The following is a 17,624-nucleotide window of genomic DNA, read 5'->3' as shown; positions in this document are numbered from 1 at the left end:
ACTCACCCTTTCTTTCCCGCTTGTCCTCTTACATACTTTGCATCGAACAGGAACAATCTCAATATCAGGATCAGCGAAGGAATCAGCACTAGCAGACCCGCAACAAACGCCGTAATCAATGCATATGCCATCGTAGAGTTCGTAAAGCTGTCATATACATTAATGTAGGGATACAGAACATACGGAAGATGTGACCGGCCATAGCCATACCAGGCAAATGCAAATTGCAGCATCACCAGGATGAAGGAGATACCCAAATGGCGCCGCTGCCAGACCAGATAGACTGCCCCTACAAAGCATATGAAGGATGCGACAAACATCCAGGCCATACTGAGCATATTGGCAAAATGGTCCGGATTTTGTTTGTTAATCTGAAAAAATGCGAACAAACTCGCCAAAATCGTAGGAGCACTCCAGAGCAACGCGTACCCTCGTACAATTTCGAAAGCGACCTTGTCCCCTGCCCTTTTGGCATAAAAGCACAAAAACATCGCCGATATATACAATACACTCACCAGCGCCAGAATAATAACCGCCCACGTGTAAGGGTTGCTTAATAGCTGACCCCATTGGAGATGAACACCTGTTCTGTTTTCCAAAATAATGCCGCCTTCCGAAATAGCAAGGACCGTCGACAGTGCCGCGGGAATCAGTAATCCAGTCGCACCATACAACGCCATGTAGACGATATTATTTTTACCCGAATGCCCATACGTATTGTAAGCATAATATACTCCCCGGATCGCGAGCAGCACGATTGCAATACTACCGGGAACGAGTAACGCCGTCCCATAGTAATAAGCTGCATCCGGGAAAAAACCGTTCAATCCCACCACAAAAAAGATGAGAAATACGTTCGTAACCTCCCATACTGGAGACAGATACCGTTGAATGATATTGTGGATTTTGTTCTGGTGGCCTGTCAGCACACTGTAAAAGCTGAAAAAGCCTGCACCAAAATCAATGGATGCCACAAGCAAATATCCAAACAGGAAGGTCCACAAAATGGCGATGCCTACAATTTCATAGCTCACTTGCCTTCAGCCCCTTCCAGGCCCAGCTGTCTTATCTCTTCCACGGCATCCTTATTACGGAATAGTTTGCTGAGTACCTTGATGGCCGAGAAGCACAACACCAGATACAAGATAACAAACAACACCAGCATCCACCCAACACTTGTAGAAGTAGTTGCTGCTTCGGACACCTTCATATATCCGCGTAAAATCCACGGCTGTCTGCCGACCTCCGCAAACATCCAGCCCAGCTCAATAGCTACCATCGCCATCGGTCCAACCAGAATGAGTGCTAACAGCAGCCATCTGGGGTAGGGTTTGCGACCCGGCAAACGCTTGCGGATCAGATATAGCAGTGGGATGACGAGAATCAGCACTCCTGTGGTGATCTTGAGATCAAACATATAATGAATAGACAGCGGCGGACGTTCCTCCACCGGATAGTCATTTAACCCCTTAACCTCCGTACTAGGCAAATTTCCGGCCAACACACTAAGTGCATAAGGCACTTTCAGAGCGTATTTGATTTCACCGTTTTCATCCATAAAGCCACCATATACAAAGGGGGCGTGCGTCATCGTATCAAAATGCCATTCGGCGGCAGCCAGCTTCTCCGGCTGATATTTGGCCAGAAATTTACCGGATGCGTCTCCAATCATCACTGTACTGATGGCAAACACAATGGTACAGGTGGCCGTCAGCTTCAGCGCCTTTTTAAAATAAGGGTGGTTACGCCCCCGCAGCATGCTGTAAGCAGCCAGCCCCATCAGCACCCCTGCGCTCAATGTATACGAGGAAGCCAGTACATGAGACACTTTGGTCGGCGTGGCAGGGTTTAGCATAGCCTCGATGGGATGAATATTGGTCATGACTCCATTTTTGAGTGTAAAGCCTTGAGGTTGGTTCATGAACGAGTTCACAGTCGTAATAAAAACCGCTGATGCAGACGAGGCAATCGCTACCGGGATGAGCAGCATTAAGTGAAAATATTTACTTTTAAACCGATCCCAAGTATACAAGTAGATGCCTAGGAATATTGCTTCGATAAAAAAAGCAAACGTCTCTAAAAACAGGGGCAGTGCAATCGCTTGTCCAGCCACCCGCATAAAGGTAGGCCAAAGCAAGCTGAGCTGCAGCCCAATGGAGGTGCCTGTAACGACACCCACGGCAACAGTGATGACAAACCCTCGCGCCCATCTCCGGGCCAGTAGTGTATAATGCGGATCACCGGTTCGCAGCCCGCGCCATTCTGCAAGTGCAATCATTAAAGGTACACCAACGCCGATGGATGCAAATACGATATGAACAAATAGGGTAATCCCGGTCAGCATCCGGCTTAGCAATACAGGGTCCAGTGAAGACAAATGGGTTTCACTCCTTCATTTCACATTTTAATAGGGAAAACTTCGAAATCACTCTTGATTACCAACTAGGGAGTCAAGCGAGCTATGCTTTTAATTACGGCATATAGCATAATGGCCGCAATTATTATACATACAATAATGAGCGTTCTTTCCTGCTTGCGGAACATAGGAACGCCTCCTTCACTTATCTATTGGCGCAATTTGGTAACCTACTCACAGTTTGGTTCATTCAACTGATTTTTAACCCTGCTTCTGTATTGAATGTAGCAGTATTTCTTGCTAGATATTGTCTTTTGCATGGCAATACGTTATATTAGCGATAGTTAGATAACCTAATTATATGAAAAGAGTGAACTTATGCCGCCAAAACAAAGTAAGCGGGACACCATCCAGCAGCCTCTTCCTCGTCTGGGACCAGAACCTTATCTGGAGTTAATGGATCAAACTGCCCTTGCAGAAACGGATCGGCAACTTGCCCGTATTGGTCTCTTCTTGCTATGGACCAGTGATAATACGCTCGACGCAATAGATTTGGATCTGGCTGCTTACGGCCTGACAGAGAGTAAGCTAGATTTATTGTTGCTGTTGACACTGCACCAATCTCAGGCCCAGATGAGCCCTTCTATGATAGCCGACCGTCTGGGAATTCGTCGCGCATCTGTTACATCTCTCCTGGACTGGACAGAGCAACGAGGCTGGATTATCAGAGAACATAGTTCTATAGATCGGCGAAAAATTCATGTACGCATTACAGAAGCGGGATCTCACCTTGTGCAGCAAGTGCTTCCTGTATTTTGGTCTTCCTGTGCTTCCCTAGCAAGTATTTTGGAGCCCGAGGAGCAGATCGTTTTTTTGCGAATTATAGAAAAAATTCATCATCATATGGAAGATAAACTGGGGGTGGGCAGATAATTTTTTTTAAACGTATAATTAGGTTATCTAATATATTTAATTGTTTGTATCTCAAACTACTTATTTGATGAAGGAGTGTTCTATTGATGAGTAAATTACGAACAAATGATAGCGTTATACAGAAGGAAAATGTTGCTCTCCCTTATGTATGGATGACTGTAATCCTATGCTGGTCAGCGGTTGCCGTGATGTCCAGCCTATATGTAACGATCCCTTTGGTCCCTCTCTTCGCTAAAGTATTTGAAAAAACACTAGCTGAAGCGGCTCTGCCGGGAAGTATCTTTTCCTTAGGCTTTGCGGTGGGATGTCTTATTTATGGAGGATTGTCTGATCGCTTTGGACGCAAGCAGGTTATCGTCGCTGGACTGCTCGCATTGACGATCCTGTCGTTTTCCCTCAGCTTAACCAGTCAGTATTCCGTATTAGTTGCACTACGCTTGCTTCAGGGTTTGGCGGCAGCCACCTTTTCCCCCGTTGCTCTCGCATATGCCGTAGATATGTTTCCGACTGAAAAACGGGTAACAGCTATCGGCTTTATCAGCACTGGCTTTCTCGTGGCAGGTATTACCGGACAGGTATTTAGTATTGTCATTAGTGGACAGATCGGATGGAATATGGTATTTCGGATGCTAGGTGTTTTGTACGCCATCACCTTCCTGATCGTTCTTTTTTTCCTGCCTAAAGCTCCCTCTCCGCAACGAGGGGTTCGCATTTGGGCAGCCTTCGGCCAGTTGGGGACCGTTCTGCGCTCGTATCCTTTATGGTTAAGCTACACAATCGCTTTTGTTCTTCTGATGTCCTTTGTGAGCATGTATACGGTTTGGGAAGCTACCTTGGCAGTCCCGAATTTGGCCTGAATAGCAAACAGATGCTATACGTCAGATCCGCTGGCATCATCGGCATGCTTCTCTCCCCATTCGCCGGACAACTGGCCCTGAAATTCGGTGTTCACCTTTTACTACGTACAGCTCTTCTTCTTTCCATTCTCAGCTTGGCGCTGATGGGAATGACGCATTCTCTAATGGCTATCGTGGTATTAAGTGTATGTTTTGTTAGCGGCATTGCCCTAAGTGTCCCTTCACTTATTGCAATAGTTGGCCAGCTCGGCGGTACAGCAAGGGCCATAGCCGTCTCACTGTATACCTTCATTTTGTTTGCCGGTACGAGTCTAGCACCTATGCTTTCCATTCGTTTGATGGGAAATGGCGGCAATCAGATAACTACGTTTATGCTGCTGGCGGCAGTTCTGTCTGTGGGATTTATCGCTTCTCTCCTGATCCATCAGAAGCAAAACGATTCGTTGAAGCGGAATGCATAGACAGCACCATCCTGCCTACTCCGTTTCCCTGTGACTTTTTTGAGTTCGGCCCATATAGCTGTTTTTATCCAAACAACCTCCATATCCATCAGGTATGCTTATATCAATAATGTGATATATGTCATTGTATTTTCTTCGTAAATAAAAACTCTCTCTTTGGAGACATACACAGAATGAGGTACAATACAGATAAGCTATATATGATATATGGAGAACTTTTGAACAGGAGGCTGTACCGAGCTATGAAGATAACATCTATCGAGCCAACTCCCAGTCCGAACACCATGATGCTGCATCTGGATGAGCGACTGGAAGCAGGTATCCGCAGAACATATACACGGGACAATGAACGTTCCGCTCCCCCATTTATCCGGCGTATGCTGGCGATTGAAGGGGTCAAAAGCGTGTTTCACACGACCGATTTTGTAGCCCTTGACCGTAAAGGAAATGCGGATTGGTCTACTATTCTGGGCCAAGTCCGGGATCAGCTAGGCGAGGAAGGTGCTGACGCAAACTGGGATTTACCGGAGGAAACCTCTGGGGAAGCGTTTGGCGAAGCACAGGTTTTTGTACAATTTTTCCGCGGTCTTCCCATGCAAATTAGGGTTAAGGCAGGACAGCAGGAGGAACGAATTTCCTTGTCCGACCGCTTCGTGCAAGCCGTTACCCGTGTGGCAAGTGCAACACTGATCAAAGAACGCAAGCTGAGTGATTACGGCGTCCGTTACGGTGAACTGCCGGATATTGCCCGCGAGGTTGAGCAGGAATTGGAGGCAGCCTTTCCGCAGGATCGGCTGGAACAAATTATCCAGCAGGCGATTGCCCACGGCGCGGACAACAGCGAATTCGTGGAGGAACGCCGCGAGTGGAGCGATGCCGAGCTGAAGCAGGCTCTTCAACACGAAGACTGGCGCACACGCTACGCTGCGCTGGATCGGCTGGAGCCGACGCCTGAGCATTTGCCGTTGATCCGGCAAGCACTACATGACGACAAAATGCAGCTACGGCGGCTGGGAGTCGTCTATCTGGGCGATATTCGTTCACCGGAGGCAATGGAACTGCTGTTCGAGGCGCTGCGCGATCCTTCAGCGGCAGTACGCCGCACTGCTGGCGACACGTTGTCGGACATTGGCGATCCCGTCGCTACCAGCGCTATGATCGGAGCCCTGTCGGACAGCAGCAAGCTGGTTCGCTGGCGTGCAGCCCGTTTTCTATACGAGGTTGGAACCGAGGATGCGCGTGATGCGCTGGAGAAGGCCGTCGATGACCCCGAATTTGAGGTCAGTCTGCAAGCTAAAATGGCACTGGAGCGCATCGAATCAGGCGAACAAGCCGCAGGTACGGTGTGGCAGCAAATGGCCAAGCGGAACTCCTGATTTAAGATTCAATAAATGGATTCCAAAAAATTGTCGATTGTCAGAAAGTGTACAGGTACGATATACTATAGTTCACTATACAATATAATATCATGTCATACACCTCATCAACCTGTTTTATGATGAGGTAGAGGTCGCGGATGTAATCAGTACACTGGAGGAGACGACAAGAGCCGTCTGAGATTCCAGTAGAAAGGTACACCCGCCGAAGTATGCGGAGCCGACTCTTTGTAAATACTCCGTATGCTGGGGCTGCTAACCGAAAGGAGCAGAACTGTCACGCGATGTCCTAACACAGACACGTGTGTTGAGCTATCTTGTTATAGAAGAAGGTATGGTGCGGAATGCATAGACAAGACCGCAGGCGTATTCCCTGCGGTCTTTTGATTTATATACTCCCCCTCCTTCTGGCTCTTGCCCTGACATGAAATACAATTTCATGAAGGAGTGTTTGAACGTGCAACACAAAGCAACATCTGACGCAACCTTGCGTAAAAGTCTCAAAGCCCGTCATATGACGATGATCGCCCTCGGCGGCTCTATCGGAACAGGGCTATTCCTCGCCAGTGGAGGCGCGGTCGCCGAAGCTGGACCCGGCGGTGCCCTGCTGGCTTATGCAGCAGTTGGCCTCATGGTCTACTTCTTAATGACCAGCCTCGGTGAGCTGGCTACGTTTATGCCTGAATCCGGCTCTTTTAATACCTATGCAGGTCGCTTCGTCGATCCGGCTTTTGGTTTTGCCATGGGCTGGAACTTCTGGTACAACTGGGCAGTGACAATTGCTGCCGAATTGGCAGCAGCGACCGTGCTAATCAAATACTGGTTCCCGGAAAGCCACTCTGCCTGGTGGAGTCTGTTATTTCTCGCCATAATCTTCTTGCTGAATGCGTTGACGGTCAAAGGCTACGGTGAATCCGAATACTGGTTTGCGATGATTAAAATTGTGACTGTAATTATCTTTTTGGCCGTAGGGGTGCTGATGATTTTCGGCATCATGGGTGGTCCTGCGGTTGGCTTTGCCAACTTCACGGTAGGAGATGCCCCGTTCCATGGTGGATTCTTCGCTGTATTGGGCGTATTTATGGCTGCGGGCTTTTCCTTTCAGGGAACCGAGCTGATTGGGGTAGCCGCTGGCGAAAGCGAAAATCCGCGTGACAATGTGCCACGTGCCATCCGTCAAATCTTCTGGCGTATCTTGTTCTTTTATATTCTCGCGATTCTCGTGATTGGTTTGATCATTCCATATACGAATCCGAATCTGCTGCGGGGAGATATCAGTGATATCGGAGTCAGTCCGTTCACGCTCGTATTTGAAAAAGCAGGGCTTGCCATTGCTGCCTCGGTCATGAACGCCGTTATTTTGACTTCCGTATTGTCAGCAGGCAACTCGGGTATGTATGCAGCGACTCGGGTACTGTACGCTTTGGCGCGGGAAGGCAAGGCTCCCCGTTTCCTTGGGCGTATCAATCGACGTGGCATTCCTATGAATGCACTTTTGATCACGACTGCTGTTGGTATGCTTGCTTTTCTCGCCTCCTTGTACGGAGACGGTGTAGTCTATAACTGGCTGCTCAATGCCTCTGGAATGTGCGGATTTATTACGTGGGTCGGTATTGCCGTCAGCCACTATCGTTTCCGCCGTGCCTTTACTGCACAGGGTCACAGTCTGAGTGAGCTTCCCTACAAAGCCCGCTGGTTCCCGTTCGGACCGTTGTTTGCCTTTGCTCTATGTATCATTGTCATTATCGGGCAAGGGACGGATGCCTTCACTGGACAGGAGATTGACTGGAAAACGATGATCGCTACGTATATGAGTGTGCCGCTGTTCCTTCTGCTGTGGCTTGGCTACAAATGGATCAAACGTACTAAAATCGTTCCGCTAAAAGAATGTGATTTGAGTTCAAATCCGTCTTCGGATAAATAATAGAACACAGTGCTAAAAAGCCCGTCTCCACATATCAGGGAATACACGCTGGTACACCTGGTCCCAAGACCATTATCCGCATGTTCCCCTGTATATGCCCGGAGACGGGCTTTTTCTTTTTCTGTTTATTTGGAAGAAGTAGCTACTTCAGCTGATAAAGACATAGATAAGGCACGACGACTAAAAATACCGTATATGACAGCAATCATCGTTAGCACTGCTGAAAACAAGTACAAATTAACGATACCCAGATGATCTGCAATCCAGCCCATTAAAAGCAGCGAAATACAAAACGTCAGGCTTGTCAGCGTAGCCTGGGCGGACAGCACCTTGGGCAAATCATGTACCGACACACTCATTTGCATCATCGTGCGGCGGGAGACGACCGACATTTCCGCAGGTAGTCCCATCAACAGCACGATAAGCAGCGTTAGTGGCGGTAATGTGTTCAGTGCATACCAAGCCGTCAGCAGCCCGTAGCCTGCCATCCCCACCAGCATAGCGGGCAGCAGTCTGCGCTGCAAATGCTTGACACAGGCAAGGACTATGATGCCACCACCAATCGCACCTGCAAAATACGCCGCATTAATGTATCCCCACCATGCCTCGCTCTTGTGCAAGACCTGCTGAGCGAAGGCAAGCGTGAACGCGCCTACCCAAACCGATCCCCCCAGCAGGTCAATCATATCCATAAAAATAAGAGCCTTCAGTCTGTGACTGGCTCCGATGAGACTCCAGCCTTCACGCAGTATTTCTTTTTTACGTTTAGGAGGCACCGCTGGGCTCTCTGATTCCGGACCATACAGCTTATCTTCCAACTGCGCTGGAGGCAAGTCATGTTGCCCTTGTCCCGGCTCGGTTACAACCTCAGAAGCCAAGGAATCCCCATTTTGTACCCTTGTTCCAGGCTGAAGCAAATAATGAGCTTTGCCCTCTAGGGGATCTCGAATCAAGCTGGTGAAGATCAGTGCTATCATATACAGACCGCCAGCCACCAGCAATGTTTTCTCCGAGCCCAGCATAGCTACGAGCACACCACTAAGCCCCCACCCTGCTAATTGCACCGTCTGATCACTGACCGATACCAGACTGTTTGCCCGCATGAGTCCTTCCCCAGAAGCAAGGCGGGGAATCAGTGCATTGCGAGCAGGTGTAGTCCAGCCGTCCAGAAAGGACATGGCTGCCACCAACGCGAACACAATCACCCATACGGGCTCTGTGCCCGCTGACCATAAGTGTCCCAGCAGAATAGCGAAGAAAGCCAGTTGTCCAAACTGGGAAACGAATAAAATAAAAGGAAGCTGGAATCGGGCCAAAATGAGCGGTGCCAAAAAGCCGCTGATCATCTGCGCCCCCATCCGCAGCAACGGAACGAGCACTGAAGAGAAGATCGAGTCTGTTTCATGAAAAACCAGCGACACAAGTGCCATAATGTAAAGAATGTCGGCCGCATTGGACATCGTCTGCGTGCCAAGCAAATAGGTAAAGGAACGCTTGTGCATATAAATTAGAATACTCCTTTGATAAGGTGGCTTTTTTACAGCCGAATAATTAAGTCCATTTCAGGGTTACCCGAAGATTGCCGGTACTTCCGAGATCCGTAATCTGATAGGAAATGGATTTCAAGTCGAGTTGATACAAGGACTGTAAATCCTCCTTAAGACTTCGTTCCGTCCCTTGATAGCCAAAAGTAAGTGACGTTTCTCCCTTAGTTATCATCTTCCGAACCTGTTCCTTAATGTCAGCTGATGATTTAACCAGTCCCTTGCCGTCTTGCAATGGATATTCCAGGTTATTGTACAGTTTTTGATACACGGCAGCCTTTGCTCCTCCGGCAGCTATCAATGCCGATAAGGTTTCGCGGTACGATGTGTTCGCCTGAGGATATTGTTTAACCCACGAATGATCCCGCCGCATTTCTGAATCCGTCAGCAGATAATATGAAGTGCTTACCTCGTTCGCGCGATCGGGGGTCGGGTCATCCCATGTCGTATCCATGTGATACCATCGGCCATCTAATAAAACAAGATTCCATGCATGCAACTGCCCTCCTGCTCTACCTTCCACAATCCGATTTGTAATCCCTGCTCGTTCGAGCATTTTATAAGCCAACAGCGAATAACCCTGGCAGACCGTGCTTCCCGTTTTCAGACCATCATAGGCTGTGTACTTTTGCTGTGCTTCATCATACTTCAGGCGAACGACGATCCAATCATGGATGGCCTTCACCTTTTCATGATCCGTCATTCCCTTCGTAATGATATCCCCCAGCACAGCTTGCACTGTGCTATCCACATATGCCGTCTGTTCCTTCGTTTCCCGGTAGCTTAAACGAATCGTAACCTGGGCGGAGGTGGTTGTGCCTGTATAGCTGAATGCGTAGCTTTTGATCGTATAATTCACATACGGATCGCTCTCCATCGCCTGTTGGATGGCTGTCTGTAACTGCTGCTTGAGACCGTTCACTCGCCCTTGATATGTAAAGGTCAGCGTTTCACTCCGCGTAGCCATTGCCTGTAAAAGCTTGTTTTGAAGCTGCTGCGATGATACGGAGGGAGTCGGCTTGACCGACGCCGCATACACATTGTTGCCCCACTCTACAGCCTGCGGCAGCAACACAGCCAGCGCTGCACCTGCAACCAGACATTTTACAAGCCTAACCCCGATTTTTCTGTTCATACAGAGCGTTCCTGCCCTTCTTAGCATAGTTGTAAACAGCTCTATCTTACCATAAAAACAGTTGCCCCAAACGCTCTAGTTTTGTCGGTTGCAGGCGGGTATGAGTGCATTTAAAGGCAGGTTGCGACACCTTAATCTGTTATATAACAGAGAGGGCTATACATAAACATGTCGTTCGCAGAGAATTTTATCACAGCAATCTAGTACTCCTCATGATATGGTACTGGCATCGGAAGTAAATGATATTGATTCTCATTCTAGATCAGAAAGGCTGAGCACCATGGCAGAATGTATCTCACTCCTTCGTACACCATTAGGTCAGACTGTGCGTTTGCAATCTCTTGCCACTCTTCACCCCTCATTGCGCCGCCGTTTAACAGACATGGGCATCAACGAAGGCTCCATTATACGCTTAAAAAAGATCAGTTTATTGGGCGGCCCGATCGTCATTGAATGCAACGGCCAGTTAGTCGGCCTCCGTCAAAATCAAGTGAAGCAACTGGAGGTCGTTCCGACATGGACATGATCGCTCTTTTCGGTAATCCCAATACAGGAAAAACCTCATTATTCAACAAGTTGACTCGTACGTATGCAGAAGTAGGAAACTGGTCCGGCGTCACTGTGGAAAAGAAAACAGGAATCCTGCGTGACAAGTCTGCCGTATTGGTGGATTTGCCGGGTGCCTACTCTTTACTCCCTCTGTCGCTGGATGAAGGCGTCGCAACCCGTTATTTGCTGGAAGAACCGCCTGCGGCGCTAATTAACATCGTGGATGCTTCCCAGCTCCAGCGCAATCTATATCTGACCGTACAATTATTGGAATACGGCCGTCCGCTTGTACTTGGCTTAAACATGACCGATGTAGCCGATGCCACCGGTCTTCGGGTGAACAAGGAACTGTTGGCTGATCAATTGAACGTTCCCATTATTCCGATGGTGGCACGTACAGGTAGTGGAAGTAAGCAAATGCTTGCTTCCCTTCGAGAGGTCAGACATACATCCAATGCTTTTCAACTGGATTACGGCCCTGCCGTCGAAGCTGCTATTGCGGATATTTGCAACTTGCTGCCGCATACATCTGTGCCTCAACCCCGCTGGGCTGCACTGCAATGTCTGGAAAACAATCCGGTCGTCATGGAATGGATGACGAATGAGACACGGCGTGAGCAAGTAACTGCACGCATCCAGCGCTGCGAGGAAGAGCTTCTCAGGGAAGGGTATGCCAGCACCCCTGCTCAACATATTCGTTCTGTAAGAACAGCATGGATTGCTGAGCTGTGCACCAAGGCAGTTGACACATCCAAACTCAGACCGCACAGCCTGACTGATAAGCTGGATGCACTGCTAACTCATCGGTACTTGGGGATTCCGATCTTTTTACTGTTAATGTACGCTACCTTTAAGTTTACCTTCGATTGGGCGGGTACCATTCTTTCAGATATGCTGGATGAATTTTTTTCAGGGACACTCAGCAGCTGGATTACTGAATTACTCGTTCACTTGAACGCGTCCGCTTTTACGCAAAGTCTAGTCGTGGACGGCATCGTGGCTGGGGTCGGGGGTGTGCTTGTTTTTCTGCCTCAAATTGCTATCTTATTTCTGATTATCTCGGTAATCGAAGACTCCGGGTATATGGCACGGGTCACGATACTCATGGATCGCTTGATGCAAGCCGTGGGCTTGAACGGAAAAAGCTTCATTCCCTTCATCATCGGATTTGGCTGTAATGTGCCAGCTATTATGGCAGCACGCACCATTGAACAACCAAGAGAACGCCTCATTACAACGTTGCTGGTACCCTTTATGTCATGCTCGGCCCGCTTGCCAGTCTATGCGTTGTTTGCAGGTGTATTTTTCCCGTCACATGCGGCGAGCATTATCATGCTGATGTATGTGTTAGGGATCATCGTATCGCTTATACTTGCCAAAATTTTTTCCAAAGTATCTATTTTATCAGGTGAGCCCTCCCTCTTTATCGTAGAGCTCCCTCCCTATCGGGTGCCGCAGGCTCTTACATTATTTCGCAGCACATGGGAGAAGGTCAAAGGCTTCGTCCGTAAAGCCGGAACGATTATTCTTGCAGGCTCTGTAGGCATCTGGCTCTTGTCCAATTTCGGTCCGCAGGGCTTTGGCGTAGAAATGGATGACAGCCTGCTCGCTACGATTGGAGGATGGTTTGCACCTCTATTGGCCCCTCTTGGTTTTGGCACCTGGCAAGCAGGCGCGTCTCTGCTTACAGGCTTTATGGCCAAAGAGGTTATCGTCTCAACGATGAATATCATTTATCATGTTCCCGATATGCAGGGATTGGAACTGCAAGTCAGTCATGCTTTTACATCGCTTGCCTCATTTAGCTTTATGGTGTTCATTCTGTTGTATGTGCCGTGTCTGGCTACGGTAGCGGTTATTCGCAAGGAGACACTCTCCTGGCGCTGGACCGCATTTTCTGTGATCTATCCTTTGACCGTGGCATATATCATCGCCGTCTTGATCTATCAGTGTGGCAGATTATTAGGTTGGGGTTAAGTCAGACCCTAGAGTATATAAAAGGAAGTGGATTCCATGGTCAATATCATTATTTTATTGGTGATCCTCGGTTACAGTGCGTGGGTGCTGGTAAGATTTTTGCGAAAAAGCCGCCAAGGCGCCTGTGCTGGCTGTTCATCGAGCAAGTCATGCCCAGGCTGTGCCGTGAGCTCGGTGAATAAAGGTCATGCAAAAATGAAGAAAAGTGTTTAATCCAAAACTTATCATCCATGAAATAAGCGGCTTCGGGGATTCCTACACCCGAAGCCGCTTCTCATTTACGTTCAAAGTTCACTGTATTACCGATAGACCGCCAATTGCTCACTTAGCTCCCGCGTGTGTAGATAAACTTCACGGTATAGCTCGTATAAGCCTTCATACTGTGCCACACGTTCCGGATTTGGCGTATATCTTGCTGCTTCACGCAGAAAAGCTTCAGCGCACGCCTGCAGCGATTCAAACCACCCGCTACCATATGCAGCCAGCATAGCCGCTCCCAAGGCAGGACCCTGCTCACTTTCCAGCTTGACGATATCCGCGTTAAAAATATCGGCCTGCATTTGCAGCCATGTCTCATTACGCGCACCGCCGCCGATGGAAATCACTTCATTCACCGTTTTGCCCGTGCCTCTGAGAATATCAATGGATTCCTTGAGCGAAAACGTAATTCCCTCCAGCACTGCTCGTGTAAAATGCGGAAGCTTATGCCCTGCATCCATCCCGATAAAGCTGCCTCGAATAGCTGCATCCGGATGAGGGGTACGTTCGCCCACGATATAAGGCGTGAACAACAGCCCTCGGCTGCCCGGCTCGATCGAGTTTACATCCTCCAACAGCGCATCAAAAGAATGTTCCGGCGCAAAGGTATCCTTAAACCAGGTCAAGCTATATCCGGCCGCGAGTGTAACCCCCATAATATAATAAGCATCCTGCTCACCATGATTAAAAAAATGTGCCCGTCCCTGAACGTCGATATCCTTGCGTTCCTCATAGGAAAGCACAACTCCTGAGGTGCCGATACTGCACAAGGTGCGGCCTTCGCTCAAAATGCCGGCACCAATCGCGCCACATGCGTTGTCTGCTCCACCTGCATAGACCTTGGTTTCAGACGAAAGCCCACTCTGCTCCGCAATCTCCGGCAATAGTGTACCCGTCTGGTCAAAGGATTCCACCAGCGGCGGGAACAGCGACAACGGCAGATCAAACGCAGCTGCGATCTCTTCGCTCCACTGCTTGTTCGCGATGTCTAGCAGCAGCGTGCCCGCCGCATCCGAATACTCCATCGCCAACTCTCCTGTGAGACAATAGCGCACATAATCTTTGGGCAGCATAAAATGGGCCGCACGAGCCAGCACGTCTGGCTCATGCTCCTGCACCCACAGCAGCTTGGGTAGCGTGAAGCCTTCCAGCGCGCGGTTGCGCGCGATACTTAGCAGCGCTGGCCCGAGCTGTTCTTCAATACGGCGGCATTGTGCCGTTGTGCGCGTGTCATTCCATAGAATAGCTGGACGAAGCACTTGGCCTTCCTTGTCAGTCAGCACAAGCCCGTGCATCTGCCCCGAAAAGCTGATGCCGTCCACAGCATCTGTTCCGGAGATTCCGGCCTTCTCTACAAGCTCTTTCAACGATGCTAACGTCCCACGCACCCAGTCTTCAGGCTGCTGTTCGCTATACCCTGCTTTCGGCTGATGAAGAGGATATGACTGAGAGGTTTCATAAGCCACCTGCCCCTTACGGTTGACCAGCACCGTTTTGACCGCACTAGTACCCAAATCCACGCCGATGACATAGCGCTCCAGCTCCTGTTTTAGCTTCTCCTGCATTGGAGTTCCTCCTTCCCTGTGATCGTACGGCCCTTATTCATATATAAATTCCGGCATTAATCAGCCAAAATGTATTGATTCAATGTTGCTTTCAGATATTCCTGACGACCGGACACGTTTTTGCGTGGTGCTTCGTTCGCCAGAGCATATTCAGCCAGGGAAGCAAGCGTTGCTTTTCCGGATACAATGTCTGCTCCAATGCCTTCTTTAAAGCTGCTGTACCGCTTCTCAATAAAGTCCTCAAACACACGATCCTCGATCAGTTTGGCGGCTACCTTCAACCCTTTCGCATACGTATCCATACCTGCGATGTGCGCGAGGAACAAATCTTCTGGCTCAAACGATGCTCTGCGCACCTTGGCATCAAAGTTGATACCGCCACGGCCTAATCCTTCATTTTGCAGTACTTCATACATGGTTAGTGTGGCATCATACAGATCAACCGGGAATTCGTCCGTATCCCAGCCCAGCAGCAAATCACCTTGGTTGGCATCCAGGGAACCCAACATGCCGTTAACCCGTGCTACACGTACTTCATGATCAAAAGTATGACCCGCCAAAGTGGCATGGTTAGCTTCCAGATTAAGCTTGAAATGCTGATCCAGATCATATTTTTGCAGGAAGGCAATCGTCGTCGCCGCATCAAAATCATACTGATGCTTGGTTGGCTCCTTCGGTTTTGGCTCAATCAGGAATTGAGCGTCAAAGCCGATTTCACGCGCGTAGTCCACGGCCATATGGAACATCCGTCCCAAATTGTCCTGTTCCAACTTCAAATCTGTATTCAGCAGTGTTTCATAGCCTTCACGGCCTCCCCAGAATACGTAGTTATCTGCGCCCAGACGTTTGCCCACTTCCAGTCCTTTTTTAATTTGAGCAGCTGCGTGTGCGTATACATCTGCATTGCAAGTCGTCGCAGCTCCATGCAAATAACGTGGATGGCTAAACATGTTCGCCGTGTTCCACAGCAGCTTTTTCCCCGTAGCCTTCATGTGCTCCTCAATCAGATCCACGATGGTATCCAGATTGCTGTAAAATTCCTTCAGTGACGCGCCTTCAGGAGCAATATCCACATCGTGGAAGGCGAAATAAGGTAAATTCAGTTTATCCAGCAGCTCAAAGGCAGCTTCCACACGTGCCTTCGCCAAATCAAGTCCGGTAAACTTGGACCATGGGCGTTCCGCAGTCTCTACTCCAAAAGGATCAGAGCCGCCTGCAACCAGCGTATGCCAATAGGCCATACTAAAACGCAAATGCTCCTCCATCGTTTTTCCCGCTACTATTTCCTGAGGATTATAAAATTTGAACGCAAAAGGATTATCGGATTGCTTGCCCTCAAAGTTAATTTTGGATACTTGTTCGAAATAAGCCATTATAAGTTCCTCCTTTGTAGTAAACGTTTACAAAAATGATTCTAGCACAGCCAAGAAACTTTGTCTATTGCTTAAACTAAGTTTATTTTTATGATATAATAACGGGAATTACATCAACAGGAAGGGAAATAACCATGAATGTTACTGGCGATCAGGCGCTTGTCAAAAAGCTGAATAAATCCATTGTATTGGAGCGCATCCGCCTTCATGCCCCTCTATCCCGGGCACAGTTATCCAGTCAAACCGGATTAAACAAGGCCACCGTGTCCAACCTGGTTGCAGAGCTTATCACCGATGGATTGGTGTATGAGACAGGATTAGGAGAATCCAGCGGTGGGCGCAAACCTTTAATGCTGCTGTTCAACAGCCGTGCAGGCTTTGTACTTGGTATCGAGGTTAGTGTACAGTACATCAAGGGCGCTCTGACCGATCTGGCAGGTACCATTGAAACAGAGCTTACCCTTTCTCTAACCCAGCATGATCCTGACTTTGTCATCGAACAAATCCGTAAGCTCGTTCAGAAGCTCATGCAGGTCACCCCTCCCTCCCCTCACGGTATTGTCGGCATTGGGTTGGGGGTACCAGGGATGGTGGATGAAACCGGAAATGTTTTATTCGCACCCAATCTGGGCTGGGAAGAGGTTCCGCTACGGCAGCAGCTGGAGACAGAGCTGGGTCTTCCCATAGTGGTGGATAATGAGGCCAACGTCGGTGCACAAGGCGAATTGTACTATGGTATGGACGCCGATCATCGGCAACTGGTGCGGGATCTGGTCTACATCAGTGCAGGCTCCGGGATCGGGGCCGGAATTATCATTGATGGCAAGCCGTATCAAGGGGCTTGGGGATACGCGGGCGAGAGCGGACATATGTCCATTGACTGGAATGGGCGCCTCTGCTCCTGCGGCAGCCGAGGCTGCTGGGAGCTGTATGCTTCGGAGAAGGCGTATGTAGCATCCACATTGAAGCTGCCCGCACATAATACAGCGGGATTATTACCGTTTGCCCAGCAAGGTGATGTGAGTACATTAAGCGTCCTTGGTGAAATCGGGCGATATTTGGGTGTGGGTATTACCAACATTGTGAACAGCCTCAACCCTGGTATGCTTATCATTGGCGGCCCACTCGCGGAAGCCAGACCTTGGTTGGAGCAAAGTATGCGTAAAGTGATTGACGAACGTGCCCTGCCCTATCACCGCCGGCAACTACAGATTCGTTTCTCCACGCTTGGCAGCCGTTCGACGATGCTAGGTGCCGCCTATGCGGCAACAGCTCCTTTTCTCGGGCGTGTACGTGTATCTTTATAAAAAAAGCGT

At 49.0% G+C, this 17,624-nt stretch carries 13 protein-coding genes, 1 pseudogene and 1 riboswitch; of the genes and pseudogenes, 8 read left to right on the top strand and 6 right to left on the bottom strand.

Annotation, left to right across the window (positions count from 1 at the left end; genetic code table 11):
- Positions 1–2 precede the first annotated feature (2 nt).
- Both C0638_RS12095 and C0638_RS12090 read right to left on the bottom strand, forming a co-directional pair.
- Positions 3–1,034 (bottom strand): cytochrome d ubiquinol oxidase subunit II, encoded by a 1,032-nt coding sequence (locus tag C0638_RS12095; RefSeq protein ID WP_040102874.1) that lies wholly within the window; start codon positions 1,032–1,034, stop codon positions 3–5.
- Entirely contained in the window at positions 1,031–2,377 is a 1,347-nt protein-coding gene (locus C0638_RS12090) for a cytochrome ubiquinol oxidase subunit I (RefSeq protein WP_013373071.1), read from the bottom strand. Before C0638_RS12090 ends, C0638_RS12095 begins: the two co-directional genes overlap by 4 nt.
- 357 nt (positions 2,378–2,734) lie before the next feature.
- On the opposite strand from C0638_RS12090, the gene C0638_RS12085 reads away from it, so the two are divergent.
- From C0638_RS12085 to C0638_RS12070, 4 genes and pseudogenes are all read left to right on the top strand, one after another.
- Entirely contained in the window at positions 2,735–3,289 is a 555-nt protein-coding gene (locus C0638_RS12085; protein WP_058710434.1) for a MarR family winged helix-turn-helix transcriptional regulator, read from the top strand.
- Positions 3,290–3,375: 86 nt separating this feature from the next.
- A pseudogene (locus C0638_RS12080) lies at positions 3,376–4,607 on the top strand (MFS transporter).
- Positions 4,608–4,849: 242 nt separating this feature from the next.
- Entirely contained in the window at positions 4,850–5,983 is a 1,134-nt protein-coding gene (locus tag C0638_RS12075) for a virulence factor (protein ID WP_016324726.1), read from the top strand.
- A gap of 120 nt (positions 5,984–6,103) precedes the next feature.
- A riboswitch (Lysine riboswitch) is annotated at positions 6,104–6,306 on the top strand.
- Between the two features lie 134 nt (positions 6,307–6,440).
- Entirely contained in the window at positions 6,441–7,907 is a 1,467-nt protein-coding gene (locus C0638_RS12070; RefSeq protein WP_013373076.1) for an amino acid permease, read from the top strand.
- A 125-nt stretch (positions 7,908–8,032) separates the two neighbouring features.
- Here the strand turns inward: C0638_RS12070 and C0638_RS12065 are convergent, their stop codons facing one another.
- Positions 8,033–9,409: an MFS transporter gene (locus C0638_RS12065; RefSeq protein WP_040102871.1), complete on the bottom strand. Its 1,377-nt coding sequence runs from the start codon at positions 9,407–9,409 to the stop codon at positions 8,033–8,035.
- Between the two features lie 49 nt (positions 9,410–9,458).
- Complete coding sequence (locus C0638_RS12060) at positions 9,459–10,586, bottom strand: transglutaminase domain-containing protein (RefSeq protein WP_025674823.1); 1,128 nt, start codon at positions 10,584–10,586, stop codon at positions 9,459–9,461.
- Positions 10,587–10,803: 217 nt separating this feature from the next.
- On the opposite strand from C0638_RS12060, the gene C0638_RS12055 reads away from it, so the two are divergent.
- Genes C0638_RS12055 through C0638_RS12045 form a run of 3 tightly spaced genes read left to right on the top strand, consistent with a single transcriptional unit; the run spans position 10,804 to position 13,325 of the window.
- Positions 10,804–11,112, top strand: coding sequence for a FeoA family protein (locus tag C0638_RS12055; RefSeq protein WP_230493726.1), 309 nt, complete (start codon positions 10,804–10,806; stop codon positions 11,110–11,112).
- Positions 11,103–13,112 carry a ferrous iron transport protein B gene (gene feoB / locus C0638_RS12050; RefSeq protein ID WP_058710433.1) on the top strand — a complete coding sequence of 670 codons (2,010 nt, stop codon included), beginning with the start codon at positions 11,103–11,105 and terminating at the stop codon, positions 13,110–13,112. Before C0638_RS12055 ends, feoB begins: the two co-directional genes overlap by 10 nt.
- 36 nt (positions 13,113–13,148) lie before the next feature.
- Positions 13,149–13,325 carry a FeoB-associated Cys-rich membrane protein gene (locus tag C0638_RS12045; protein ID WP_082689609.1) on the top strand — a complete coding sequence of 59 codons (177 nt, stop codon included), beginning with the start codon at positions 13,149–13,151 and terminating at the stop codon, positions 13,323–13,325.
- A gap of 86 nt (positions 13,326–13,411) precedes the next feature.
- Here C0638_RS12045 and xylB read toward each other — a convergent pair whose 3' ends face one another.
- Positions 13,412–14,935 carry a xylulokinase gene (gene xylB, locus C0638_RS12040; protein WP_040102866.1) on the bottom strand — a complete coding sequence of 508 codons (1,524 nt, stop codon included), beginning with the start codon at positions 14,933–14,935 and terminating at the stop codon, positions 13,412–13,414.
- 56 nt (positions 14,936–14,991) lie between these two features.
- The gene (gene xylA / locus C0638_RS12035) at positions 14,992–16,308 is read right to left on the bottom strand and encodes a xylose isomerase (protein WP_013373089.1); all 1,317 of its coding nucleotides are present in this window, start codon (positions 16,306–16,308) and stop codon (positions 14,992–14,994) included.
- A 134-nt stretch (positions 16,309–16,442) separates the two neighbouring features.
- On the opposite strand from xylA, the gene C0638_RS12030 reads away from it, so the two are divergent.
- Complete coding sequence (locus tag C0638_RS12030) at positions 16,443–17,615, top strand: ROK family transcriptional regulator (protein WP_025674804.1); 1,173 nt, start codon at positions 16,443–16,445, stop codon at positions 17,613–17,615.
- Positions 17,616–17,624 lie beyond the last annotated feature (9 nt).

It is taken from the genome of Paenibacillus sp. lzh-N1 (assembly GCF_002872435.1).
Taxonomy (GTDB): Bacteria; Bacillota; Bacilli; order Paenibacillales; family Paenibacillaceae; genus Paenibacillus; species Paenibacillus polymyxa_C.
The sequence above is the reverse complement of the archived record's forward strand: the minus strand, read 5'-3'. Positions and strand labels throughout refer to the sequence as shown.

Excerpts from the sequence above, each read along its gene's own strand:
- feoB (WP_058710433.1), top strand. The coding sequence starts at position 11,103 with ATGGACATGATCGCTCTTTTCGGTAATCCCAATACAGGAAAAACCTCA.
- C0638_RS12085 (WP_058710434.1), top strand. The coding sequence starts at position 2,735 with ATGCCGCCAAAACAAAGTAAGCGGGACACCATCCAGCAGCCTCTTCCT.
- C0638_RS12075 (WP_016324726.1), top strand. The coding sequence starts at position 4,850 with ATGAAGATAACATCTATCGAGCCAACTCCCAGTCCGAACACCATGATG.
- C0638_RS12045 (WP_082689609.1), top strand. The coding sequence starts at position 13,149 with ATGGTCAATATCATTATTTTATTGGTGATCCTCGGTTACAGTGCGTGG.
- C0638_RS12060 (WP_025674823.1), bottom strand. The coding sequence starts at position 10,586 with ATGAACAGAAAAATCGGGGTTAGGCTTGTAAAATGTCTGGTTGCAGGT.
- C0638_RS12055 (WP_230493726.1), top strand. The coding sequence starts at position 10,804 with ATGGTACTGGCATCGGAAGTAAATGATATTGATTCTCATTCTAGATCA.
- xylA (WP_013373089.1), bottom strand. The coding sequence starts at position 16,308 with ATGGCTTATTTCGAACAAGTATCCAAAATTAACTTTGAGGGCAAGCAA.
- xylB (WP_040102866.1), bottom strand. The coding sequence starts at position 14,935 with ATGCAGGAGAAGCTAAAACAGGAGCTGGAGCGCTATGTCATCGGCGTG.
- C0638_RS12030 (WP_025674804.1), top strand. The coding sequence starts at position 16,443 with ATGAATGTTACTGGCGATCAGGCGCTTGTCAAAAAGCTGAATAAATCC.
- C0638_RS12065 (WP_040102871.1), bottom strand. The coding sequence starts at position 9,409 with ATGCACAAGCGTTCCTTTACCTATTTGCTTGGCACGCAGACGATGTCC.